The organism is Nonomuraea marmarensis, assembly GCF_043197025.1.
In the GTDB taxonomy this organism is placed as follows: domain Bacteria; phylum Actinomycetota; class Actinomycetes; order Streptosporangiales; family Streptosporangiaceae; genus Nonomuraea; species Nonomuraea marmarensis.
This window is the reverse complement of sequence record NZ_JBICRM010000021.1, coordinates 45,714-65,728: the sequence shown is the minus strand read 5'-3', so window position 1 is coordinate 65,728 and position 20,015 is coordinate 45,714. Positions and strand designations below refer to the sequence as shown.

At 70.4% G+C, this 20,015-nt stretch carries 23 protein-coding genes; 10 read left to right on the top strand and 13 right to left on the bottom strand.

What is annotated here, in order from left to right:
* The first annotated feature begins 14 nt into the window (after nucleotides 1–14).
* Together ACFLIM_RS30275 and ACFLIM_RS30270 are read left to right on the top strand one after the other, a co-directional pair.
* The gene (locus ACFLIM_RS30275; protein ID WP_393171227.1) at nucleotides 15–215 is read left to right on the top strand and encodes an EF-hand domain-containing protein; all 201 of its coding nucleotides are present in this window, start codon (nucleotides 15–17) and stop codon (nucleotides 213–215) included.
* A 63-nt stretch (nucleotides 216–278) separates the two neighbouring features.
* Nucleotides 279–1,436 (top strand): helix-turn-helix domain-containing protein, encoded by a 1,158-nt coding sequence (locus ACFLIM_RS30270; RefSeq protein ID WP_393171225.1) that lies wholly within the window; start codon nucleotides 279–281, stop codon nucleotides 1,434–1,436.
* Nucleotides 1,437–1,445: 9 nt separating this feature from the next.
* Here the strand turns inward: ACFLIM_RS30270 and ACFLIM_RS30265 are convergent, their stop codons facing one another.
* Both ACFLIM_RS30265 and ACFLIM_RS30260 read right to left on the bottom strand, forming a co-directional pair.
* Nucleotides 1,446–1,628, bottom strand: coding sequence for a pyridoxamine 5'-phosphate oxidase family protein (locus ACFLIM_RS30265; protein ID WP_393171223.1), 183 nt, complete (start codon nucleotides 1,626–1,628; stop codon nucleotides 1,446–1,448).
* Nucleotides 1,629–1,663: 35 nt separating this feature from the next.
* Nucleotides 1,664–2,278 (bottom strand): TetR/AcrR family transcriptional regulator, encoded by a 615-nt coding sequence (locus ACFLIM_RS30260; RefSeq protein WP_393171221.1) that lies wholly within the window; start codon nucleotides 2,276–2,278, stop codon nucleotides 1,664–1,666.
* A 66-nt stretch (nucleotides 2,279–2,344) separates the two neighbouring features.
* On the opposite strand from ACFLIM_RS30260, the gene ACFLIM_RS30255 reads away from it, so the two are divergent.
* Genes ACFLIM_RS30255 through ACFLIM_RS30245 form a run of 3 tightly spaced genes read left to right on the top strand, consistent with a single transcriptional unit; the run spans nucleotide 2,345 to nucleotide 5,638 of the window.
* Nucleotides 2,345–3,079 carry an SDR family NAD(P)-dependent oxidoreductase gene (locus ACFLIM_RS30255; RefSeq protein WP_393171219.1) on the top strand — a complete coding sequence of 245 codons (735 nt, stop codon included), beginning with the start codon at nucleotides 2,345–2,347 and terminating at the stop codon, nucleotides 3,077–3,079.
* Nucleotides 3,080–3,088: 9 nt separating this feature from the next.
* The gene (locus ACFLIM_RS30250) at nucleotides 3,089–3,853 is read left to right on the top strand and encodes an alpha/beta fold hydrolase (RefSeq protein WP_393171217.1); all 765 of its coding nucleotides are present in this window, start codon (nucleotides 3,089–3,091) and stop codon (nucleotides 3,851–3,853) included.
* 36 nt (nucleotides 3,854–3,889) lie between these two features.
* A complete protein-coding gene (locus ACFLIM_RS30245; RefSeq protein ID WP_393171216.1) occupies nucleotides 3,890–5,638 on the top strand; it encodes a bifunctional metallophosphatase/5'-nucleotidase in 1,749 nt (582 codons plus the stop codon).
* On the opposite strand, the gene ACFLIM_RS30240 is transcribed toward ACFLIM_RS30245, so the two are convergent.
* Nucleotides 5,635–6,375 (bottom strand): cytochrome d ubiquinol oxidase subunit II, encoded by a 741-nt coding sequence (locus ACFLIM_RS30240; RefSeq protein WP_393171215.1) that lies wholly within the window; start codon nucleotides 6,373–6,375, stop codon nucleotides 5,635–5,637. The two genes, ACFLIM_RS30245 and ACFLIM_RS30240, sit on opposite strands and share 4 nt — an antisense overlap.
* Nucleotides 6,376–6,567: 192 nt before the next feature.
* Here ACFLIM_RS30240 and ACFLIM_RS30235 point away from each other — a divergent pair, with 192 nt between their 5' ends.
* A complete protein-coding gene (locus tag ACFLIM_RS30235) occupies nucleotides 6,568–6,783 on the top strand; it encodes a hypothetical protein (protein WP_393171213.1) in 216 nt (71 codons plus the stop codon).
* 7 nt (nucleotides 6,784–6,790) lie between these two features.
* Here ACFLIM_RS30235 and ACFLIM_RS30230 read toward each other — a convergent pair whose 3' ends face one another.
* Nucleotides 6,791–7,816, bottom strand: coding sequence for a fatty acid desaturase family protein (locus ACFLIM_RS30230; RefSeq protein WP_393171211.1), 1,026 nt, complete (start codon nucleotides 7,814–7,816; stop codon nucleotides 6,791–6,793).
* Nucleotides 7,817–8,000: 184 nt separating this feature from the next.
* Between ACFLIM_RS30230 and ACFLIM_RS30225 the strand changes: the two genes are divergently transcribed.
* Nucleotides 8,001–9,296 (top strand): FAD-dependent monooxygenase, encoded by a 1,296-nt coding sequence (locus ACFLIM_RS30225; protein WP_393171209.1) that lies wholly within the window; start codon nucleotides 8,001–8,003, stop codon nucleotides 9,294–9,296.
* Here the strand turns inward: ACFLIM_RS30225 and ACFLIM_RS30220 are convergent.
* Genes ACFLIM_RS30220 through ACFLIM_RS30210 form a run of 3 tightly spaced genes read right to left on the bottom strand, consistent with a single transcriptional unit; the run spans nucleotide 9,218 to nucleotide 14,049 of the window.
* Nucleotides 9,218–12,067, bottom strand: a complete 2,850-nt coding sequence (locus ACFLIM_RS30220) for a BTAD domain-containing putative transcriptional regulator (protein ID WP_393171207.1) — start codon at nucleotides 12,065–12,067, stop codon at nucleotides 9,218–9,220. The two genes, ACFLIM_RS30225 and ACFLIM_RS30220, sit on opposite strands and share 79 nt — an antisense overlap.
* 56 nt (nucleotides 12,068–12,123) lie before the next feature.
* Nucleotides 12,124–13,254: an amidohydrolase family protein gene (locus tag ACFLIM_RS30215; protein ID WP_393171205.1), complete on the bottom strand. Its 1,131-nt coding sequence runs from the start codon at nucleotides 13,252–13,254 to the stop codon at nucleotides 12,124–12,126.
* Nucleotides 13,255–13,311: 57 nt separating this feature from the next.
* Entirely contained in the window at nucleotides 13,312–14,049 is a 738-nt protein-coding gene (locus tag ACFLIM_RS30210) for a hypothetical protein (RefSeq protein ID WP_393171203.1), read from the bottom strand.
* 113 nt (nucleotides 14,050–14,162) lie between these two features.
* On the opposite strand from ACFLIM_RS30210, the gene ACFLIM_RS30205 reads away from it, so the two are divergent.
* Both ACFLIM_RS30205 and ACFLIM_RS30200 read left to right on the top strand, forming a co-directional pair.
* Nucleotides 14,163–15,131, top strand: coding sequence for an NAD-dependent epimerase/dehydratase family protein (locus ACFLIM_RS30205; protein ID WP_393171202.1), 969 nt, complete (start codon nucleotides 14,163–14,165; stop codon nucleotides 15,129–15,131).
* Between the two features lie 107 nt (nucleotides 15,132–15,238).
* The gene (locus ACFLIM_RS30200; protein ID WP_393171200.1) at nucleotides 15,239–15,919 is read left to right on the top strand and encodes a glycosyltransferase family 2 protein; all 681 of its coding nucleotides are present in this window, start codon (nucleotides 15,239–15,241) and stop codon (nucleotides 15,917–15,919) included.
* Here the strand turns inward: ACFLIM_RS30200 and ACFLIM_RS30195 are convergent.
* Nucleotides 15,889–16,827, bottom strand: a complete 939-nt coding sequence (locus ACFLIM_RS30195) for a beta-ketoacyl-ACP synthase III (RefSeq protein WP_393171198.1) — start codon at nucleotides 16,825–16,827, stop codon at nucleotides 15,889–15,891. The genes ACFLIM_RS30200 and ACFLIM_RS30195 overlap by 31 nt on opposite strands.
* A 46-nt stretch (nucleotides 16,828–16,873) precedes the next feature.
* Here ACFLIM_RS30195 and ACFLIM_RS30190 point away from each other — a divergent pair, with 46 nt between their 5' ends.
* Nucleotides 16,874–17,473 carry a TetR/AcrR family transcriptional regulator gene (locus ACFLIM_RS30190; RefSeq protein WP_393171197.1) on the top strand — a complete coding sequence of 200 codons (600 nt, stop codon included), beginning with the start codon at nucleotides 16,874–16,876 and terminating at the stop codon, nucleotides 17,471–17,473.
* A gap of 82 nt (nucleotides 17,474–17,555) precedes the next feature.
* On the opposite strand, the gene ACFLIM_RS30185 is transcribed toward ACFLIM_RS30190, so the two are convergent.
* Genes ACFLIM_RS30185 through ACFLIM_RS30165 form a run of 5 tightly spaced genes read right to left on the bottom strand, consistent with a single transcriptional unit; the run spans nucleotide 17,556 to nucleotide 19,765 of the window.
* The gene (locus ACFLIM_RS30185) at nucleotides 17,556–17,768 is read right to left on the bottom strand and encodes a hypothetical protein (RefSeq protein ID WP_393171195.1); all 213 of its coding nucleotides are present in this window, start codon (nucleotides 17,766–17,768) and stop codon (nucleotides 17,556–17,558) included.
* A 37-nt stretch (nucleotides 17,769–17,805) separates the two neighbouring features.
* Nucleotides 17,806–18,156, bottom strand: a complete 351-nt coding sequence (locus tag ACFLIM_RS30180; RefSeq protein ID WP_393171194.1) for a nuclear transport factor 2 family protein — start codon at nucleotides 18,154–18,156, stop codon at nucleotides 17,806–17,808.
* 3 nt (nucleotides 18,157–18,159) lie between these two features.
* On the bottom strand, nucleotides 18,160–18,477 hold the full coding sequence (locus tag ACFLIM_RS30175; protein WP_393171193.1) for a DUF3140 domain-containing protein: 318 nt from the start codon (nucleotides 18,475–18,477) through the stop codon (nucleotides 18,160–18,162).
* A 50-nt stretch (nucleotides 18,478–18,527) separates the two neighbouring features.
* Entirely contained in the window at nucleotides 18,528–18,974 is a 447-nt protein-coding gene (locus ACFLIM_RS30170; RefSeq protein ID WP_393171191.1) for a YdeI/OmpD-associated family protein, read from the bottom strand.
* Complete coding sequence (locus ACFLIM_RS30165) at nucleotides 18,971–19,765, bottom strand: alpha/beta fold hydrolase (RefSeq protein ID WP_393171190.1); 795 nt, start codon at nucleotides 19,763–19,765, stop codon at nucleotides 18,971–18,973. The genes ACFLIM_RS30170 and ACFLIM_RS30165 overlap by 4 nt, the downstream gene beginning before the upstream one ends.
* Nucleotides 19,766–20,015: the final 250 nt, after the last annotated feature.

The following is a 20,015-nucleotide window of genomic DNA, read 5'->3' as shown; positions in this document are numbered from 1 at the left end:
CAGAAGGGCGACCCATGAGCGACTACGCGATCACCTTCGACCTGATCGACGCCGACAACGACGGCCGGATCTCCGCCGTCGAGCTCGTACGGCTGATGGAGGTGCTCGGCCAGCCGGTGACCCTGGAGGCCGCGCAGCAAGGGGTGCTGAAGCTCGACAAGGACGGCGACGGCTTGATCGACAAGGAGGAGTTCGGCGCGTTCCTCCAGATGTGACAGAAAACAAGCTCTTGCTAGATTCTCTTGTTGCCTGGGTGACAATGGCGACAGGAGGGGACGATGGCCATCAAGAGTGACATCCCTGAGGGCATCGCGAGAGTGCTCAGGTCGGGCATCGGCAGTGTCTCGGAAGAGGTGATCGAGGAGATCCAGACCCGGATCCCCGAGTACGCCAGGCCGTCGGACGGGCTCTACCTCAAAGTCGTCAGGATGGCGGTCGAGCAGGCCATCGAGGGCTTCGTCGAGCGCATCGAGCACCCGGGCGTCCCCTGGGACCCCGAGCCGTTCCGCATGATCGGCAAGGGGGAGGCGGCCGAGGGCCGCAACCTGGAGCCGCTCCAGGCGGCGATGCGGCTCGGCGCCCGGGTCGGCTGGCGGCGGCTGACGGAGATGGCAGACCCGCTCGGGTTGTCCCCGCAGTCTCTGTACGACCTGGGCGAGGCCATCTTCGTCTACCTCGACCAGCTCGCCGACGCGGCGGCCGAGGGCTTCGAGGCGGCCAGGGCGCACGCCGCGGGCGAGGTGGAACGCCGCCGCCGCCGCCTGCTCGACCTGCTCCTGAGCCGGCCGCCGGCCGCCGCGGAGGCCATCGCCGACCTGGCCAAGGCCGCCGGGTGGCGGCTGCCGAAGACGGTCGCCTGCGTGGCGCTGGACGACCGGCGCGGCACCTGCCGCACCCCGGCGCTGCCGCCCGACGTGCTCGCGGGCCTGGAGCGGCCGGCGCCGTGCCTGCTGGTGCCCGACCCCAACGGGCCCGGTCAGGCTCAGCAGCTGGACCACACCCTGCGCGGGCTCGGGGCCGCGATCGGGCCGGCCGTGCCGCTGGCCGCCGCCGCGACCTCCCTGCGATGGGCGCGCGAGGCGCTGGAGTTGTCCCGGCGGGGCGTCCTGCCCGGCGGGTTGCTGCGGTGCGCGGACCACATGGCCACGCTGGTGGTGTTCAAGGACGAGGAGCTGGTCAGCGCGCTGGCGGAGGTGCGGCTCGCGCCGCTGGCGCACCTGCGGCCCACGCAGCAGGACCGGCTGGCGGAGACGCTGCTGGCCTGGTTGCGGCACGGCAGGGGCGCGGGCGAGGTGGCCGCCCGGCTGCACGTGCACCCGCAGACGGTGCGTTACCGGCTGCGCCAGCTCGAGGAGCTGTACGGTGACCAGCTCACCGATCCGGACATCCGGTTCGAGCTGGAGATCGCGCTCCGGGCCAGGCAGGCCGTCCTCTGAGCCCTTGGTTCAGCAGTGGACGGCGCGTCGCGACTCGTACCAGGTGTCGCCGACGGGCTCGCCGGCCATGTTCCAGCCGTCGTACTCGAACGCCAGCGGCACCACGTCCGGCTGCCCGTCGGCGCCCAGGGTCGCGACCCGAGCGAGTGGTTGCGACCGCAGGTAGGCGAGCTCTTCGTCGGTGAACGACATGCTGGGTGTCTCCTTTGCGAATGTTTCCCTCTTCTCTATACGAACGGATGCTGCCCGGATCGACCAGTGGGCGGCCAGGCCGACATGGCGAGGGCGGCGACGCGGAGGAGATCCGCCTCGGAGGCGCCGTCGCGGGACTGCGTGGACATGCCCTGGATCACCGAGGCGTAGAACGTGGCCAGCCCCGCCGTATCCGTGCCGGCCGCCAGCCGCCCCGCCGCCACGTCGTCGTCGATCCGCCGCTTCAGCGCCGCCTTCGCCTCCTCCCTGAACCCGCGCAACAACTCCTCCACCTCGGCCGACTCGGGCCCGCAGTTCACCGCCGCCGTGATGATCAGGCAGCCCGTCGGATGCTCCCGGCTCGCGTACTCGGCGGCCGCCTCGCGCAGCACCCGCTCGATCGCCTCCCGGCCTGTTGGCTCCTCCGCGAGCGCCCGGGTGGTGAACGCCCCGTACGTGGCCTGGTACCGGCGCACCGCCTCCTCGAACAGCCGCCGCTTGTCCCCGAAGGCCGCGTACAGGCTGGGCGGTCTGATCCCCATCGCGGCGGTGAGCTCGGCGATCGAGGTCGTCTCGTAGCCGTGCCGCCAGAACGCCCGCAACGCGCTCTCCAGCGCCGCCTCCCGGTCGAATGCCCGCTGTCTTGCCATACGCCCATTCTATAGCGATCGCTATGTTATGGTTTCTGTATCGATCGCTAAAGTAAGGAGTCAGGGATGCGGACTGCCCTCGTGACGGGAGCGAGCCGGGGGATCGGCCGGGCCATCGCCCTGCGCCTGGCCAGGGACGGCTTCCGGGTGGCGGTCAACTACGCCGCCGACGCGACCTCGGCCAAGGAGGTCGTCGGCCTGATCGAGCGGGGCGGCGGCAGCGCGTTCGCCGTGCAGGCCGATCTGGGTGTGCAGGAGGACGTGCGGCGGCTCGCGGACCGGATCAGGGGCGAGATGGACGTGCTCGACGTGCTGGTCAACAACGCGGGCATCGGCATGTCCAAGCCCATCGGGGAGGAGACCCAGGAGGCGTACGACCGGGTGTTCGCGGTCAACGTCAGGGGGCTGTTCTTCCTCACCCAGCAGGTGCTGCCGTTGATCCCCGACAGCGGCAGGATCGTCAACATCACCTCGGGCGTGGCCCGCATCGCCTTCCCGGAGGGGATCGCGTACGCGATGACCAAGGGCGCGGTGCGGGTGTTCACCCTGGCCCTGGCCAAGGAGCTGGGCCCGCGCGGCATCACGGTCAACGACGTCGCGCCGGGGATCATCGACACCGACACCAACGCGGCCTGGTTGCGCGACAACCCGGAAGGGCTGGCGTACGCGGCCAGCAGGCACGCGCTCAACCGGGTCGGCCACGTGGACGAGATCGCGAATGCCGTCGCGTTCACCGCCTCGCCCGAGGCGAGCTTCATCACCGGCACCACCATCGACGCCACCGGCGGCGGCAACCTCTAGGAAACGCGCATGCCCACAGTCACCCACAGTTCAGGCACCGTCCACTACCGCCGGGAGGGCAGCGGTCCCGGCCTGGTCATGGTGCACGGCACCGGCGGCGACGCCGTCACCAACTACGCCCACCTCGTGCCGGGCCTCGCCGACATCCGCACCGTCATCACCCCCGACTACGCGGGCAGCGGCCAGAGCGCCGACCCTGGCGGCGACCTCACCCTGGACCTGCTCGCGGGCCAGGTCGCCGCCACCTTCGAAGGCCCGTCCGACCTGGTCGGCTTCTCGCTGGGCGCGGCCGTGGCCGCGGCGGTCGCCGCCGAGCGTTCCGAGCTGGTCAGGCGGCTGGTGCTGATCGCCGGCTGGACGCACCTGGCCGACTCCCGGCTCGAACTCGGCCTGCGGACCTGGGCCAGGCTGGCGGCCACCGACCCGGCGAGCTTCGCCGCGTACGGGCCGCTCGTGGGGTTCAGCCCTGGATTCGTGAGCTCGGTCGGCGTCGAGGCCCTGCTGGCCGGCGAGCCCCCGCACGGGACGCTGCGGCAGATCGAGCTGGACCTCAGGATCGACCTCAGAGACCTGCTGCCGAAGATCACCGCTCCGACCCTGGTCGTCGGCAACAGCCAGGACCACCTGATCCCCGTGCGGCACGCCCGCGCGCTGCACGCCGCGCTGCCCGGCAGCGAGTACGCCGAGCTGGACAGCGGTCACGTGGTCCTGCACGAGCGACCGGCCGAGGTCACGGCGCTGATCCGGGACTTCATCGGAAGGGGGGATTCGTAACCAACGCTTCATTTGTCCCGATTACTCTCCAGCCTCATGCAGAACAAGAAGCTCACCCTCACCGGGGCGGCCGCGTTGTGCGCGCTGGCTCTGGTGGCGCCCCCCGCCCAGGCCGGGGCGAAACCCGTCACCGTGACGGTGATGGGCACGTCGGACATCCACAGCAACGGCCTCAACTGGGACTACTTCAAGGACACCGCCTACGCCGACAGCGTCGGCAACACCGTCGGCCTGGCCCAGGTGTCGTCGCTGGTCAACAAGATCAGGGCGGAGCGCGGGGCGGACCACACGCTGCTGTTCGACTCGGGTGACACCATCCAGGGCACGCCGCTGGCGTACTACTACGCCAAGGTCGAGCCGATCACCCAGACCGGGCAGATCCACCCGATGGCCAAGGCCATGAACGCCATCGGGTACGACGCCGTGACGCTGGGCAACCACGAGTTCAACTATGGTCTGCCGCTGCTGGCCACCTGGATCAAGCAGATGAAGGCCCCGGTGCTCGGCGCGAACGCGGTCTACGACAAGACGGGGCTGCCGGCGTACAAGCCGTTCGTGATCAAGACCATGAAGGTCAAGGGCGAGCAGCCGATCAAGGTGGGCGTGCTCGGGCTGACCAACCCGGGCGTGGCCATCTGGGACAAGGCGAACGTCGAGGGCAAGCTGCGCTTCACGGACCTGGTCGAGTCGGCGAAGAAGTGGGTGCCGGTCATCCGCGGGCTCGGCGCGGACGTGGTCCTGGTGACCGCGCACGCGGGCGACAACGGCATGTCCTCCTACGGCACCGACCTGCCGGTCGAGAACGCCTCCGCGATGGTGGCCGAGCAGGTGCCGGGCATCGACGCGGTGTTGTTCGGGCACGCGCACAACGACGTGCCGCAGCGGTTCGTCACCAACAAGGTCACGGGGCAGCAGGTGCTGCTGACCGAGCCGGGCAGGTGGGGCCAGCGCCTGTCCAAGCTGGACTTCCAGCTCACCAAACAGCGCGGCAAGTGGGTCGTCACCGGCAAGTCCTCCACCACGCTCAACACGAACACGGTCCAGCAGGACCCGAAGATCGTCGCGCTGCTCAAGCCGCAACACGACACCACGGTCGGGTACGTGAACAAGGTCGTGGCCAAGTCGGCCGAGGAGCTGAAGGCGGAGGAGTCGCCGTACAAGGACACGCCGATCCTGGACTACATCCAGCAGGTGCAGGTGGAGACGGTCAAGCAGGCGCTGCCGGGCAACACGCTGCCGGTGTTGTCGATCGCGGCGCCGTTCAGCCGCAGCGCGGTCTTCCCGGCCGGCGACATCCGCGTCAGGGACGTGGCCGGGCTCTACGTCTACGACAACACGCTGCTGGCGGTGAAGCTGACCGGCGCCCAGATCAAGGACTACCTGGAGTACTCGGCCAGGTACTTCAACCAGCTGAACCCGGGTGACCCGGTGGACGTCGCCAAGCTGACGAACGCGAACAACACCCCCGACTACAACTACGACCAGCTCTCCGGGGTGTCGTACGACATCGACGTCGCCAAGCCCGCCGGGCAGCGCATCGCGAACCTGACCTACGACGGCGCGCCGGTCCCGGCGGACAAGCAGTTCGTGGTCGCGATCAACAACTACCGGCAGTCGGGCGGTGGCGGCTTCCCGCACGTCGCCGGGGCTGAGGTGGTCTACAACGCGCAGGTGGAGATCAGGCAGGCGCTGATCGAGTACGCCACCGCCAAGGGCACCATCAACCCGACGGACTTCGCCGCGTCAAACTGGAAGCTGACCCGGGACGGCGTACCGCTCTTCTAGAGGTACGACGGCCCCGGGACCCGGTGCCGGAAGGTCCACCACACCCACGCCTGGGCGGCCACCAGGAGCGGGATCATCGTGAGGATCACCGGCACCAGGACGGGGCCCGACGTCCCCGCCTCCAGGGGCAGCCGGAGCCCGGCCAGCACTCCCACCGCCAGCAGCGCCGCGGAGGTCAGCACATACGTGCGCGCCTCCCGGGCGCTGCCGGACAACACGGCCGCCCGCGCTCGCAACGTCCCGCGCAGCCGCAGTGCCGCGAACGTCAGCCCGTGCGTCGCGAACAACGCGGCCACCAGCAGCGCGGGCAGTGCCGCGAGCGGTCCGCGGCTGCCGAGCAGGACGTGGCTGAGCAGCGTCCCCCAGCTCAGCGCCAGCCCCCAGCTGCCGGCCACGATCGCGCCGTCCCAGAACGCCTGCCAGCGCGCCCCCGGCACCCGCCCCCGCAACCACAACCCCATGTCGCGCACGACCCACGCCAGGAGCAGCGCCACGACCAGCGTGTGGTTACCGCTGAGCAACTCGCCCTCCAGCTTGGGGAACAGCCCTGCGAGCACCCCCGCGGTGGCCACCAGCCACACCTCGTTGCCCAGGAAGAACGGCGCGATCGCGGCGATCACCTCGCGCCGCTCGGCCGCCGACCGGCCCAGGTACGGCAGCGCCAGGCCGACCCCGATGTCGGCCCCGGCCAGCACGAGATAGCCGAGCGCGAAGAAGGCCAGGACGAAGATCTCCATGAGGGGTCCTCTGGGCGAGGTCGACGGTGTCCATGCTCCGAGCCTCGGGGTACGGCTCCACCGCCACATCCGCCTCTGGCGGGCACCTGGCTACATCCGCGGTAGCCAGGGGCCCTGGGGCGTACAACTCAGGGAGTACGCGGGCACATATGGCCGGGTAATCGGCGGGGCGCATCTGGGTAGAGCCGGTAAATGACCACAAAGGATGAGCTCCGGCAGGTCGAAGAGGACCTGGACCGGTTGCGGCGGGAGAACCAGGAAGTGCGCGACCAGATCCGCGACATGGGCGTGACCGACCAGGTGGAGATCTCGGCCATGATCAGCCAGGCCGACGAGCAGGTCGAGCTGATCGCCGGACTCGAACGCCGCCGCGACAACCTGCGGCGGCGCCTCGAGGAAGAAGGATGAACGCGGCTCAGCGGAGTGGGGCGCCGACCTGGTGCAGGTGCCTCAATGCCTGCCCGTAGGACTCGACCAGCCCGGTCTGCAGGTAGCTGACACCGATCTCCGCGCAGTACTCCTGGACGATCGGCTGCGCCTTACGCAGGTTCGGGGCCGGCATGTTGGGGAACAGATGATGCTCGATCTGGTAGTTGAGCTGGCCGAGCGCCACGTCGGTGAACCAGCCGCCCCTGACGTTGCGCGAGGTCAGCACCTGCTTGCGGAGGAAGTCCAGCTTGTCCTCCTTGGTCAGCACGGGCATGCCCTTGTGGTTGGGCGCGAACGTGCACCCGAGATAGATCCCGAACAACCCCTGATGCACGACCACGAACAGCAGCGCCTTGCCGAACGGCAACACGGTGAAGACCAGGCCGAAATAGAGCACGAAGTGCGTGACCAGCAGCGTCAGCTCCTGGCCGCGCCGTTTGGCCGACGGCTTGAACAGCGCCTTGAAGCTGGCTATGTGGAGGTGCCACGCTTCGAGGGTGAGCAGCGGAAAGAACCAGAAAGCCTGATGTTTCGCGAGAAATCGCGGTATGCCCTGACTTCTGGCGGCCTGATCCTCGGACCAGACGATCACGGCGGGGGAGACGTCGGGGTCGTGATCCTCGTGGTTCGGGTTGGCGTGGTGCCGGTTGTGCTTGCTGGTCCACCATCCCCAGCCGAGCCCGATGCCGAAGTTGCCGATCACCAGTCCAGCGATGTCGCCCGGCCGCCGTGTCCTGAAGACCTGCCGGTGACCGAGGTCGTGGGCGACGAACCCGAGCTGCGCGAAGACCACCGCCATGCCGACCGCGACCAGCAACTGCAGCCACGAGTCGCCCAACCAGGCGAACAAGGCCCAGCCGCCGAGGTAGGCGACGGCCGCGATGCTCAGCCTTGTCGCGTAATAAACAGGACGCCGGTCAAGGAGACCGGCGTCGGTGATCTTATGGGCTAGTCGGGCGAAGTCACTGCCCCGAACGTCGAGCGTGCCAGGACTGGCCACAAGTCTCCTCACTTCGCGATGGAAGGTTGCCCTAACCTTGGCGCACTCTCGGCCAAACCGAAAGATTTCACGGCACATGAGTCAGCCACGCCGCTTCTGTCCTCGTAGTTTGGCGGGCACTTCGTCTTCACAGTACGTCACGGCGCCGGCAGCGGCTGACAGAGATCTGGCAGCGTGTCCGGGCATCGTCGTTCCCATGACACACGTGCTGATCGTCGGCTCCGGGCCGACAGGACTGACGCTGGCCATCGAACTGGCCCGCAGGGGCGTCGACCTCCGCATCGTGGAGAAGTCGCCGGAACCGCCCGCCGGGGTACGCGGCAAGGGCCTGCAACCACGGACGCTGGAGGTCTTCGACGACCTCGGCGTGATCGACGAGATCCTCGCCACTGGGCGCGAATATCCGGACCTGCGCAGCTACCAGGGCGACCAGGTGGTCTGGGAAGGGCGGATGGACGAGATCCGCGAGCCTTCGGCCGCCGTGCCGTACCCGAACCTGATCATGCAGCCGCAGTGGCGGACCGAGCGGATCCTGCGCGACCGGCTGGCCGCGCTGGGGCATCGGGTGGAGTTCGGGGCCGAGGTGACCGGGTTCGAGCAGGACGACGAGGGCGTGACCGTCACGCTGAGCAGCGGCGAGAGCGTGCGCTGCGGCTACCTGGTGGGGGCGGACGGCGGCCGCAGCGCCGTGCGGAAGGGGCTCGGCGTCGGCTTCGCAGGCGAGACGTTCGAGAGCGAGCGCATGCTGCTCGCCGACATCAGGACTGGCGACCTGGACCGCGACCACTGGCACGTCTGGGGGTCGATGGAGAAGCAGGTCATGTACTTCACCATCTGCCCGCTGCCGGCCACGGACGTCTTCCAGCTCGTCGCGCCGGGCGATGGGGACCTCGTCGCGCTGGTCGCCGAGCACGCGCCGCACGTGCGCATCGACGAGATCGTGTGGCGCTCCGAATACCGGGTCAACATCCGCATGGCGGAACGGTTCCGCGTCGGCAGGGTGTTCCTGGCCGGTGACGCGGCCCACGTGCACTCGCCCGCCGGTGGTCAAGGGCTCAACACCGGGGTGCAGGACGCGTACAACCTGGGGTGGAAGCTGGCGATCGGCTCGGAAGCGCTGCTGGAGACGTACGAGGACGAGCGGATGGCGGTGGCGGAGCACGTGCTGGGGCTCAGCACCCGCCTGTACCGGGAGGCCGACGCCCAGCGCGGCGACAACACCAACCAGCTCGACCTGGCCTACCTCGGCAGCCCGCTGTCAGTGGGCGAGCGCGGCGGCGAGCGGCTCGGGGCGCTGTTCGCCGAGCAGCGCGGCACCGGCTTCCTCCAGCTGGGCGGCACGGGGCGGGTCCTGCCGCCGCTCGACGGCCAGAAAGGGGTCATCCTGGTACGCCCCGACGGCTACATCGGGTATCACGGGGACGAGAGCGGGCTCAGCGCGTACCTTTCGGGGTTCGGCATCGACGCGCCCCTCGCCAGGGCCGCGCGGTAGCGGTCCGCGCCCAGAGCGGCCAGGCACCGTCCCGCCAGGTCGTTGACGAAGGGATCGGCGGACTCGCCGATCCCGCGCAGCGTCCGCGCGGCGCCGAGCAGCTCGGCCGCGGGGAGCGGCGCGAGGTGCTCGGCCACGCCTTCGAGCACGGTCGCCCGCGCGGTCCTGTCGGAACAGTCGGCCATCAGCTCCAGAGCCGCGCGCAGCGGCTTGCCCGGCTCGGGGCTGACCCGGGCCAGCTCCACGTTCATGAACGCCCTGAACTGGGCGGGAAGCTCGATGTCGAAGGCCAGCGCGTCCTGGAGCAGCCGGGCGGCCGCGCCGGGGTCGCCGGTCCGCCTGAACAGCTCGGCCCTGGCGTGCATGACCCTGGCGACCATGCCCTCGTCCTCGGAGCGCACCGCCGCCTCCCAGGCCCGCTCCAGCGCGTGCGCGGCCCCGGTGTGGTCACCTGCCCGGCCTTTGAGCTGCCCGACCCGCAGCAGGAACGTCATGGGCCCCAGAGGGGTGTCGAACCCCGACAGCTCGGCCGCGAGCCGCTCGGGCTCCTCGCCCAGCACCACCGCTGCGGCGAAGTCCCCGTGGTTCTCCGCCACCAGCGAGAGCCAGTAGAGCGCGGCCCACTGCCCCCACCGGTCGCCGGTGACACGGAACCCGGCCAGCGCCGGCTCCAGCAGATCCTCCGCCCCCGCCACCGCCCCGTACTCGAACCGCACGATCCCTCCGACCAGCAGCGCGGACGACCTGGTCCAGAGGTCGGGGTGCGTACGCAGCCGCTCGACGCCCCGCTCGGTGAGTGCCACCACGTTGGCCGGCGGGCCGAGCACGGTGGCCATCGCCCACCAGTTCAGCGCGGCCGGGTGGTCGGACTCGCGTACCGCCTCGGTCGGCTCGGCGCCCGACAGCACCAGGCACAGGCCGTACGCCAGCTCGCGCCCCTCGGGAGGCACGTCACCGACCCTGCGCAGCACCGACGCGGCCTGCTCGCTCATCTCGCGCCGCCTGCCCCGCATGATCCAGGGCCAGAACCTGGGCAGGATGAGCCTGAGCGGGTCGTCGGAATGCCGCAGCGCCGCGTCCAGGTTGCCCTGCTCGGCGTCCAGCACCGCCAGCCACCTGAGCTGCTCCCCCGTCCGCAGGTACGGCTCCGCCGCCTCGGCCAGCCCGGTGTAGTAGCGGGCGTGGGCCTGGCGGAGCTCGGGGAGGTCGGCGGCGGCGTACTGCCTGATGGTCTCCAGCATCGTGTAGCGGTCGCCGGAGACCGCGATGAGCGACTTGTCCACCAGCGAGGACAGCAGGCCGGGGTCGCCGCCGCAGACGCGGGAGATCGCGTCGTACGTGGCGCCGCCCGAGAACACCGTCAGCCCGCGCAGCAGGTCGCGCTCGCGTTCCGACAGCAGGTTCCAGCTCCAGTCGATGACGGCGCGCAACGTGCGGTGGCGCGGCTCCGACGTGCGCCCGCCGCGGAAGGCCAGCCGGTCACCGAGCTGCTCGACCAGTACGGACACCGGCATCGTACGCAGGCGGGCGGCGGCCAGCTCGATGGCCAGCGGGATGCCGTCGAGCTCGCGGCAGATCCGCGCCGCCTCCGGCCGGTCCACCACCAGGTCGGGCCTGGCGGCGGCGGCCCGGTCCCGGAACAGCTCGACGGCCTTGTCCTCGGGGAGCGCGAGAACCGGATGCAGGCTCTCGCCCGGGATGTCGAGCGGCTCCCTGCTGGTGGCGAGGATCCGCAGGCCCGCGACCTCGGACAGCAGCCGCTGAGTCACCCGCGCGGCCTCCTCGATCACGTGCTCGCAGTTGTCCAGCACGATCAGGGGCGAGGTGCCGCGCAGAGCGGTCGGGAGATCGGTGGCCTTGAGCACGCCCTCCACCGCCGCCTGGACCCCTGCGGCATTGGCCAGTTCGACCAGCCACACGCCGTCCGGCACATCGAGCGCCGCGGCCGCCTCCACGGCCAGCCGCGTCTTCCCGGCTCCACCGGGTCCGACGAGCGTGACCAGCCGGGCTTCGCCGGTGAGCAACCCCCCAAGTCTGGAAATATCCGCCGATCGCCCCACAAAGCTCGTGAACCGCGCGGGCAGGTTGCTCCTCGGGGGCGGCTCCGCGTCCCGCAACGCCGCCAGGTGCGCTTCCCGCAGCTCAGGCCCCGGATCGACACCGAGCTCATCGGCCAGAGCCGCTCTGATCCGCTCGAAGACCTCGAGCGCCTCCCCACGCCGCCCCTTGGCGACGAGAGCCCGCATGAGCAGGGCATGGAACGGCTCCCGCAACGGATGTGCGGCGACCAACTCCTCCAACTCGGCCACCAGTTCAGGCCCGCCGGTGGCGAGGTCGTTCGCGATCCTGGTGGCCAGGGCCGTGAGCCGCAGCTCCGCCAGCCGGGCCGCGGGAGCGGCGGCGAACGGCAGATCGGCCGCGTCGGCCAGTGGCGACCCCCGCCACAACTCCAGCGCCCGACTCACCTCACCGTCCCGCACGAGCCGCTCGAACGCCCACGCGTCTACGTCACCGGGCGGCATGTCGAGCGAATATCCGGCGGGATGCGAGGAGATCACCCCAGGCGCCTCCTTGCGCGCCCGGGACACCAGCGACTGCAACGCGCCCATCGGATGTGCGGGCGGATCATCCGGCCACAGGTCGTCGATCAGCCGATCGGCGGTCACCACCCGACCGGGATCCAGCGCCAGCCGCACCAGCAGCGCCCGCACCCGGGCCCCGCCGATCTCGGCCCCCGCCACCTGAAGCGGCCCCAGAATCCCGACCCGCATCCACCCTCCACGACAGCGCGCCGACTCCACAGTACGCACCGCGCGGACGGATATGGTCAGGAAAGTCGTACGCGCTCGCCCATCCGGTAGACCGCCACCGGCCGCCGCAACGCGCTCATGTCGCCCAGCGGATCCCCTTCCACGGCCAGCAGATCGGCGTCGAACCCGGGCGCGACGACCCCCTTGCGCTCCTCGATCCGGCACGTGCGGGCCGCGACCGAGGTGATCGCCCGCAACACGTCGATGGGCGCGTACCCGGACTGCACCAGCATCTCGGCGCCATAGGGCAGCAACCCGTGCGGTTTGGGCGGCCCGATCCCCGCGTCCGTGCCGATCACGAAGTCCACTCCGGCGGCGTACAGGGCGCGGATCGTCTCCATGATGCCGGGTAACCGGCTCAGGACCCGGGGCGGCGGTTGCATGGAGCCGGGCACTATCCCGGCCGTGACCGAGACGACCACGTCGGAGGCCGCCAGCCGCGCGATCAGCCCGTAATCGACGTCCACCGACTCCTCGGTGAAGAACGAGCAGTGCTCGATCGAGTCGAACCCGGCCTCCAGCACGCTCGCGACCCCTTCCGCGCAGTGGGCGTGCCCGGTGATCGGCAGCCCGTGCGCGTGGGCCTCGTCGGCCGCCGCCTTGAGCTCGGCGGGCCCGTACTGGAGCTGGTGAGAGTGCGTGCCGGGGGTCATCTCGCCGCCCGTCACCATCATCTTGATCACGTGCGCGCCGCGCCTGGCCCGCTCCCGTACGGCTTCGCGTACCTCCTGCTCGCCCGCCGCCTCCCCGCCCAGGAACCAGCAGTGGCCCTTGGGGGTGGTGATCGGCGGACCGGCGGAGAGGATCTCCGGGCCGTCGAGCCCGAGCTCGAGCCGGAGCGCGAGGTAGTCGCGGTCGCCCAGGTCGCGCACGGTGGTGACCCCTGCGGCGAGGTGCTGCCTGGCGGCGGCCCGCATCCTGTCGATCAGCCCGGGCGCCTCCAGCCCGGCCACCGCATCGGGACTGGCGTCGAAGGCCAGGTGGACATGGCAGTCGATCAACCCGGGCAGCAGCGTGACATCACCCAGGTCGACCGTCGCGGGTGCGTCGCCGGAGACGGCGGCGATCCGGCCGTTCTCGATGACCACTACTCGGTCGTGATGTAATTCCTGGCCGTCGAAGAGGCGGCGAGCACGTATGGCGAGCATGCGCCCACCTTCGCACCCGATCGGCCGGAGCGCCTGAGTATGCCCCTACTCAGATACTCACCAGCCGAGACGCTCCCGGAGCAGGTCCACGGGCAGGTGCGGCACCGTCGCCTCACTGAACTCCGGCAGCCCCACGACCAGCCCGTCGTCCGCGACCCGCAGTCCCGCCGCCGCGGAATAGCCTCTGATGTGCCGGGGCTCGACGTTGTAGAAGCTGCCCGTGCCGTAGTCGATGCGTACGCTCTCCACCGACGGCCGCGCGCTGGCCAGGCACGCCCCCATCGGCAGCCCCAGGTCGGTCGGCGCGGTCGGGGTGTGGGCGTTGCCCGCCACGACGAGCGCGGGCTCGGCGTGCGCCGCCAGCACCCGCTGCGCCATTAACGCGTCCCGCTGCGACCAGTCCCCGGTGAACATCCCCCCGTCGAACAACGTCACCGTCAGCCCCGCGATCGCCCCGAGCACCGCCAGGTGCCCCGCGGTGACCCGCCCGTCCCCCAGCCACCACATCGGATGATCGAGCCCGGCGCCCTCGGCCAGGTAGAGGTCGAGGTGCGGCTGCAGATCCGCCGGCCACTCCAGGGCCAGGCTGGCCAGCCCGAGCGCCCGCATGAGGCCGAGGACGACCAGCGGATTCTCCCTGACGCCGTGCACCTCGCCGAGCAGCAGCAGCCCGGACTCCTCGATCGAGCGCCTGGCCCGGTCGAGCGCCGCCGCCTCGACGGGCAACTCGTAGTCGTCCGTCTCGAACTCGGCGACGGCCCGCAACAGCCCGTCCATCGTGTCGACGCCTGGCATGCCTCCACAGTGTTCGTCCCGGTCTCGGCGCGCAACTGGCCCATGAGAACGCCTTGCGTGGCGTTCCCGCTTCGTAAGATCCACGAGGCGGGGGCGGGTGTTGGATCGTCGGCATGCGCGTGTTGCTCACCGGCTCGGCAGGCTTCATCGGCAGTCACATCGCGGAGGCGCTCGACCACGAGGTGGTCACCGCCGACGTTCGCACGGGCGTGGACATCCGCGACCCGGATGCCCTCGACCGCCTCCTGCCCGGCGTGGACGCCGTGATCCACCAGGCCGCCAAGGTCGGCCTCGGCGTGGACGTGGCCGACCTGCCCGGCTACGCCTCGGTCAACGCGTACGGCACCGCGACCCTGCTGGCCGCCATGGCCAGGCACGGGATCGGCAGGCTGGTGCTGGCCTCGTCCATGGTCGTCTACGGCGAGGGCGCCTACGACTGCCCGCGCCACGACCGGGTACGCCCCGGCCCGAGGCAGGTGGAGGACCTGGCGGAGGGCGTGTTCGACCCTCGATGCCCGCTGTGCGGCAGCGTCCTGTCCCCGTCGGTCATCGCCGAGGACGCCGCGCCGGACCCCCGCAACGCCTACGCCACCACCAAGCTGACCCAGGAACACCTCGCGTCGAACTGGGCCCGCGAAACCTCCGGCACCGCCGTGGCCCTGCGCTACCACAACGTCTACGGCCCCAGAATGCCGAGGAACACTCCGTATGCCGGGGTGGCGTCCCTCTTCCTGTCGTCCCTGCTCGCCGGCCAGGCCCCGAGGGTCTTCGAGGACGGGGCCCAGCAACGGGACTTCATCCATGTGCGCGACGTGGCCAGGGCCAACGCCCTCGCGCTCGGGGCTGGGACTCCTGGGCTGCTCACGGCGTACAACATCGCCAGCGGCACCCCACACACGGTCGGAGAGCTGGCGGCGGCCCTGGCGGCACAGACCGGCGGCCCGCGCCCGGTGACGACGGGCGACTACCGCCTCGGGGACGTCCGCCACATCGTCGCCTCCCCGGCCAGGGCGGCCAGGGAGCTGGGCTTCACGGCGAAGATCCGCTTCGAAGACGGCCTCAAGGAGTTCGCCGCGTCGTAGGGGTTCACCTTACGTATTCGCCTGACACCACGCGCTTCGGCCGCATGACCCGTGACGTCACTGGTCTGTAAGGGTTGAGAGGGCGTGTGCCATCTAGCGTCTGACACGTGATCGATGTCGTGTTGCCCTGCCTCGACGAGGCCGAGGCGCTGCCCTGGGTGCTGGAACGCATGCCGCCCGGTTACCGTCCCATCGTGGTCGACAACGGCTCCACGGACGGCTCCGACCGGGTCGCCGCCGCTCACGGAGCGCGAGTCGTACGCGAGCCGCTCCGCGGGTTCGGCGCCGCCTGCCACGCCGGGCTGCTGGCCGCCTCCAGCGAGGTCGTCTGCTTCATGGACGCCGACGCCTCCCTCGACCCCCGCCAGCTCCCGCTCGTCGCCGATCCCGTGCTCGCGGGGGAGTCGGACCTGGTGCTCGGGCGGCGGGTGGCCGCGGCCCAGGGGGCCTGGCCGGCCCACGCGCGGCTGGGGAACGCCGTGCTGGCCCGGCGGTTGCGGCGCGGCGCCGGGGTTGTGGTGCGCGATCTCGGGCCGATGCGGGCCTGCCGGCGTACCGGGCTGCTCGGGCTGGAGCTGGCCGACCGGCGGTTCGGGTATCCGCTGGAGATGGTGTTGCGGGCCGCCGCCGCGGGATGGCGCGTCACCGAGGCCGACGTCCGCTACCTCCCGCGCGCCGGGCGCTCCAAGGTCACAGGCACGGTACGCGGTACGCTCCGAGCCATCGCCGACATGCGGGCGGTGCTGGCCAGGCACGATCAGGGACAGCGTACGACCATGCCCGCGTAGGACAGGTTGCCCCCGAACCCGAAGAGCAACATCGGTGCCCCGCGTCGCACCTCGCCCTGCTCCAGCAGCTTCGACAGGGCCAGCGGCACGCTCGCGGCCGAAGTGTTGCCGGACTCCACCACGTCACGGGCGATGATCGCGTTGACCGCGCCGAGCTTCTTGGCGATGGGCTCGATGATGCGCAGGTTCGCCTGGTGCAGCACGACGGCGGCCAGGTCCTCGGGGGTGACGCCGCCGCGCTCGCACGCCTTGCGGGCGATCTCGGGCAGCTGGGTGGTGGCCCAGCGGTAGACGGCCTGGCCGTCCTGGGAGAAGCGGGCCGGGGTGCCCTCGATGCGTACGGCGTTGCCCAGCTCCGGCGCCGAACCCCACACGACGGGGCCGATCTCCGCCTCGGGAGCGGCGCTCACCACGGCCGCCCCCGCCCCGTCACCGGTGAGCACGCACGTGGTCCTGTCGGTCCAGTCGGTGACGGCCGTCATCTTGTCCGCGCCCACGACCAGGGCGTTCGTGGCCGCGCCGGCGCGGATGGCGTGATCGGCCAGGGCCAGGGCGTGGGTGAAGCCGGAGCACGACACGCCGACGTCCGTCAGCGCGGCGCTGGGCACGCCGAGCCTGGCCGCGACGCGGGAGGCGACGTTGGGGGCGCGTTCGGTCTGCGTACAGGTGGCGATCAGCACGAGGTCGATGTCGGACGGGTCCAGGCCGCTGCCGGCCAGCGCCTTGGCGGCGGCGTGTCCGGCCAGGTCGGCCACGCTCTCGCCGGGCTCGGCCACATGTCTGGTACGGATTCCGACCCGCTTGCTGATCCACTCGTCGCTGGTGTCGACGATGGCGGCCAAATCATCATTTGTCAGGACTTTGGCTGGTTGGTAGTGGCCTGTCGCGACAAGTCGTGATCCGTTCATGCCGTCGGACTATAGCAAGCGAACGTTCGGACGCTAAAGTGACCGCATGAGCCCGCGCAGGTCCGTCGCCGAAGCCCTGGGCACCCGTTCGGCCATTCTCAACCGCTCGGTCGCCATCGCCTCGGCCGAAGGTCTCGAAGGGCTGACCATCGGCCGCCTCGCCACTGAGCTGGACATGAGCAAGTCCGGCGTACTCGGGCACTTCGGCTCCAAGGAGGCGCTGCAGCTCGCGGTGCTCGACCGGGCAGGGGAGATCTTCCGCGCCGAGGTCTGGGAGCCCGCCCTGCCCGTGAAGCCCGGCCTGACCAGGTTGCGGGTGCTCTGCGAAGCGTGGATCTCGTACCTGGAACGCGAGGTCTTCCCCGGTGGTTGCTTCTTCGTGGCCGCGGCACACGAGTTCGACGGCAGGCGGGGGGCGGTGCGGGACGCGGTCGAGTCCAGGTTCGACGCCTGGCGCGGGCGGTTGCGCAAGGAGACGCTGCGGGCCGTGGACGCCGGCGAGTTGCCCGAGTGGACGGATCCGGATCAGCTCGTGTTCGAGCTGCTGGGGCTGCTCATGGCCCTGAACCACGCCATCCAGCTCCACCACGACACCCAGGCGGCCGGCCGCGCCCGCCACGCCGTACAGACCCGCCTCGGCGGTTAACCGGACCGCCGACAGCGGCCGTCCGGTCGCACACCGGTTTGCGGCGGCCGCCTGACGTGCCGCCTGTCGTGCGCCAGTACGGCTAGTCGGTGGAAAGCTGCTCGAAGATCTCCACCGCGGCGTCCCGCACCTCTTCCGGCGTGACCCCATCGAGTGTCTTCCGGGCATGCGAGATGTCACGGGTCGTGGCCAGGGTGATGGCCACAGACGAGGCGGCAGCGCGGTCGATCGATCCCGTCGGGGCGGCGTCGGCCAGCTGCTGGGCGCTCGCGGCGAGGTCGAGGTTGTCTCTCAACGGATCTCCTCGGGTGAAGACGGCTCGGCCCATTGCATCACTTTGCGTCGTGTCGCATCCACCATTCGGTGAATTCCCGGCATCGCCCGTCGGGAGCGAACCGGATCACCCACAGGTTACTGTACGTTTTGTCCTGGTATGTCGTGACCCCCTGGATAACGCTCACGTCGTCCGCCACGTTCACCGGATGCCACTCGAACGTGGCCTCACCAGGCTTGTCCCGCCGTTCCAGCCATTTCGCGACGATCTCGTCCCGCCCCTGCCACGGCGCGCTGTACGGCTCGGTGTAGTACACGGCGCCCTCGGTGAACAGGGCGGCGATGTCGTCGGGAGCGTTGGAGTTCCAAGCACGTACGTAGCCCTCGATCCACTGGCGCGGCTCAACCATGTGCTATCCCCTCAGCGGGTCGTGGCCAACGGACATGAGTTCGCGCCGCGAGTCGTCGTCGGTCCGGTCGCCCATCGTCTCGACGAGTTCCACCACCTGGCGCATCACCTTGAGATCACCCTTGGTGAGGTCGCCCTTCCGCTTGCTCAGGATGTGCAGCACGCCCCGGCCCAGTTCGTCGATGCCCAGGTCCGGGTCTGGGGGGAAACTCTCCTCGTTGGAGGCCTCGGCGAGCAGGTACGCGCGCAGCTCCCCGGAGTTCATGTTGACCATCCGGTGGAACTCATCCCAAAGCATGTCGGTGTCGAAGCCCTCAGTCATACCGCCCGCCTACCCGTCATGCCCCGCGTTACGCGCCGGGCGTCAGGCGTTCAGGCGATGCCGTCGGCGAGCTTGGCGATCGTGTCGGCGATGCGCCGCTGCCGCGTCTCGGCCTTCTTGGCGCCCTCCACCTGCAGCACGTACCGCGACTTGCGCGAGTAAGACAGACTCTCGAAGAACTTCCTGGCCTCCGGAGCGCGATCGAGCGCCTCCGCCAGGTCAGCGGGCACTTTGACCTCCCGAGGCGCGGTGTCGAGCTCCAGGGACACCTCGACCTCGTCCCCGGCCGCCACCCCGGCCCTCTGGCGGTTCTCGGCGCTCAGGGGCAGCATGAACCGGCCGCCCATCACCGCCACCGTGCTGCGATAGCTGTAGGAGTTGATCGTGACGGTCACGGCGGGCCGCTTGCCGCTGCCGAGCCGCTCGACCACCTCGGCCGGCACCTCGAAGCCCGTGGCGGTCTTGCCGCCCAGCTCGATCGTGCTGCGAAACCTCATCGGAAGAACCCTTCCAGGACCGGAGCCAGCGCGGCCGGCTTGACGATGTGGGTCTGGCCTTCGAGCGTGCGGTGCTCGGCATTGGGCAGCAGGGCGGCCAGCGACCTGGCGGCGTTGCGGATCCACGCCGGGCTCTTGCCGCCGTCCATGACGAGTGTGGGCGCCTTCACCGAGGCCCAGTTCGAGGCGGGGTACGGCGTGCCGTGCTCGTACGGGGCCACGAACGCGACGTCGTACGGCAACGTGTGCGCCACGGCCTTGAGCTTGGACCAAGCCGGCATGAACCGCATCATGGCCACGACCACGCCCGGCAGCCCGACACCCGTGCGCATGAAGTAGCGGACCGCGTCGGCGCGCCGGTCGGCGGCCACCAGCTCGCCGATCCGCCGCACGTAGTCGTCCGGGATGGCCGGGCGGGTGTCGTCCACGATGAACGGCGGCTCGTACAGCGCCAGCTTTTCCACCGGCACCCCGCTCTCCACGGCCGCCAGCGCGAGGGCGGCGCCCGACGACGTGCCGTACAGGCGGGCCGTGCCGCCGGCCTCGGCGACGAGCGCGGCCAGGTCCTCGACCTCGCGCTCGGGCGCGTACGGCGCCGTGTCGCCGCTCTCGCCGCGTCCGCGCCGGTCGTAGGTGTAGACCGTGAAATGTCCGGCCAGCGCCGTGGCCAGGTCGGTGTTGATGCTCTGCGCGCGGTGGCTGAGCGCGCCGTCCACCAGGATGACCGCGGGGCCCTGGCCTGCGCGGGTGTAGGCGATGGGAGTGCCGTCGCTGGAAATGAGCTTGCTCATGATGTCCTCCGTTCTCTGTTGTTGAGAGTAGTAGCCGACAAAAAAAATTGTCAAGAACGGCGGGCAATTCGTTTAGGTATGGAGGTACTCAGGCGCCCCCCTCCGCGCTCCTTCATGGTGGGAGTCGTCTCGACGTGGGGGGACGCGGGACGGCTCCGGCATTCGTGCCGCGAGGAGGGGACGGCACGTGCCGCGGGTCGGGACGGACGGTCTGCCAGCCGTACGTCCCCACCTGCGGCACGTGCCGGGG

Coding starts and splice junctions, on each gene's coding strand:
- ACFLIM_RS30240 (WP_393171215.1), bottom strand. CDS start 6,375: ATGGAGATCTTCGTCCTGGCCTTCTTCGCGCTCGGCTATCTCGTGCTG.
- ACFLIM_RS30175 (WP_393171193.1), bottom strand. CDS start 18,477: ATGACTGAGGGCTTCGACACCGACATGCTTTGGGATGAGTTCCACCGG.
- ACFLIM_RS30190 (WP_393171197.1), top strand. CDS start 16,874: ATGAGCCCGCGCAGGTCCGTCGCCGAAGCCCTGGGCACCCGTTCGGCC.
- ACFLIM_RS30220 (WP_393171207.1), bottom strand. CDS start 12,067: ATGCGGGTCGGGATTCTGGGGCCGCTTCAGGTGGCGGGGGCCGAGATC.
- ACFLIM_RS30170 (WP_393171191.1), bottom strand. CDS start 18,974: ATGAGGTTTCGCAGCACGATCGAGCTGGGCGGCAAGACCGCCACGGGC.
- ACFLIM_RS30180 (WP_393171194.1), bottom strand. CDS start 18,156: ATGGTTGAGCCGCGCCAGTGGATCGAGGGCTACGTACGTGCTTGGAAC.
- ACFLIM_RS30255 (WP_393171219.1), top strand. CDS start 2,345: ATGCGGACTGCCCTCGTGACGGGAGCGAGCCGGGGGATCGGCCGGGCC.
- ACFLIM_RS30215 (WP_393171205.1), bottom strand. CDS start 13,254: ATGCTCGCCATACGTGCTCGCCGCCTCTTCGACGGCCAGGAATTACAT.
- ACFLIM_RS30210 (WP_393171203.1), bottom strand. CDS start 14,049: ATGCCAGGCGTCGACACGATGGACGGGCTGTTGCGGGCCGTCGCCGAG.
- ACFLIM_RS30250 (WP_393171217.1), top strand. CDS start 3,089: ATGCCCACAGTCACCCACAGTTCAGGCACCGTCCACTACCGCCGGGAG.
- ACFLIM_RS30275 (WP_393171227.1), top strand. CDS start 15: ATGAGCGACTACGCGATCACCTTCGACCTGATCGACGCCGACAACGAC.
- ACFLIM_RS30260 (WP_393171221.1), bottom strand. CDS start 2,278: ATGGCAAGACAGCGGGCATTCGACCGGGAGGCGGCGCTGGAGAGCGCG.
- ACFLIM_RS30225 (WP_393171209.1), top strand. CDS start 8,001: ATGACACACGTGCTGATCGTCGGCTCCGGGCCGACAGGACTGACGCTG.
- ACFLIM_RS30265 (WP_393171223.1), bottom strand. CDS start 1,628: ATGTCGTTCACCGACGAAGAGCTCGCCTACCTGCGGTCGCAACCACTC.
- ACFLIM_RS30270 (WP_393171225.1), top strand. CDS start 279: ATGGCCATCAAGAGTGACATCCCTGAGGGCATCGCGAGAGTGCTCAGG.
- ACFLIM_RS30245 (WP_393171216.1), top strand. CDS start 3,890: ATGCAGAACAAGAAGCTCACCCTCACCGGGGCGGCCGCGTTGTGCGCG.
- ACFLIM_RS30205 (WP_393171202.1), top strand. CDS start 14,163: ATGCGCGTGTTGCTCACCGGCTCGGCAGGCTTCATCGGCAGTCACATC.
- ACFLIM_RS30235 (WP_393171213.1), top strand. CDS start 6,568: ATGACCACAAAGGATGAGCTCCGGCAGGTCGAAGAGGACCTGGACCGG.
- ACFLIM_RS30195 (WP_393171198.1), bottom strand. CDS start 16,827: ATGAACGGATCACGACTTGTCGCGACAGGCCACTACCAACCAGCCAAA.
- ACFLIM_RS30165 (WP_393171190.1), bottom strand. CDS start 19,765: ATGAGCAAGCTCATTTCCAGCGACGGCACTCCCATCGCCTACACCCGC.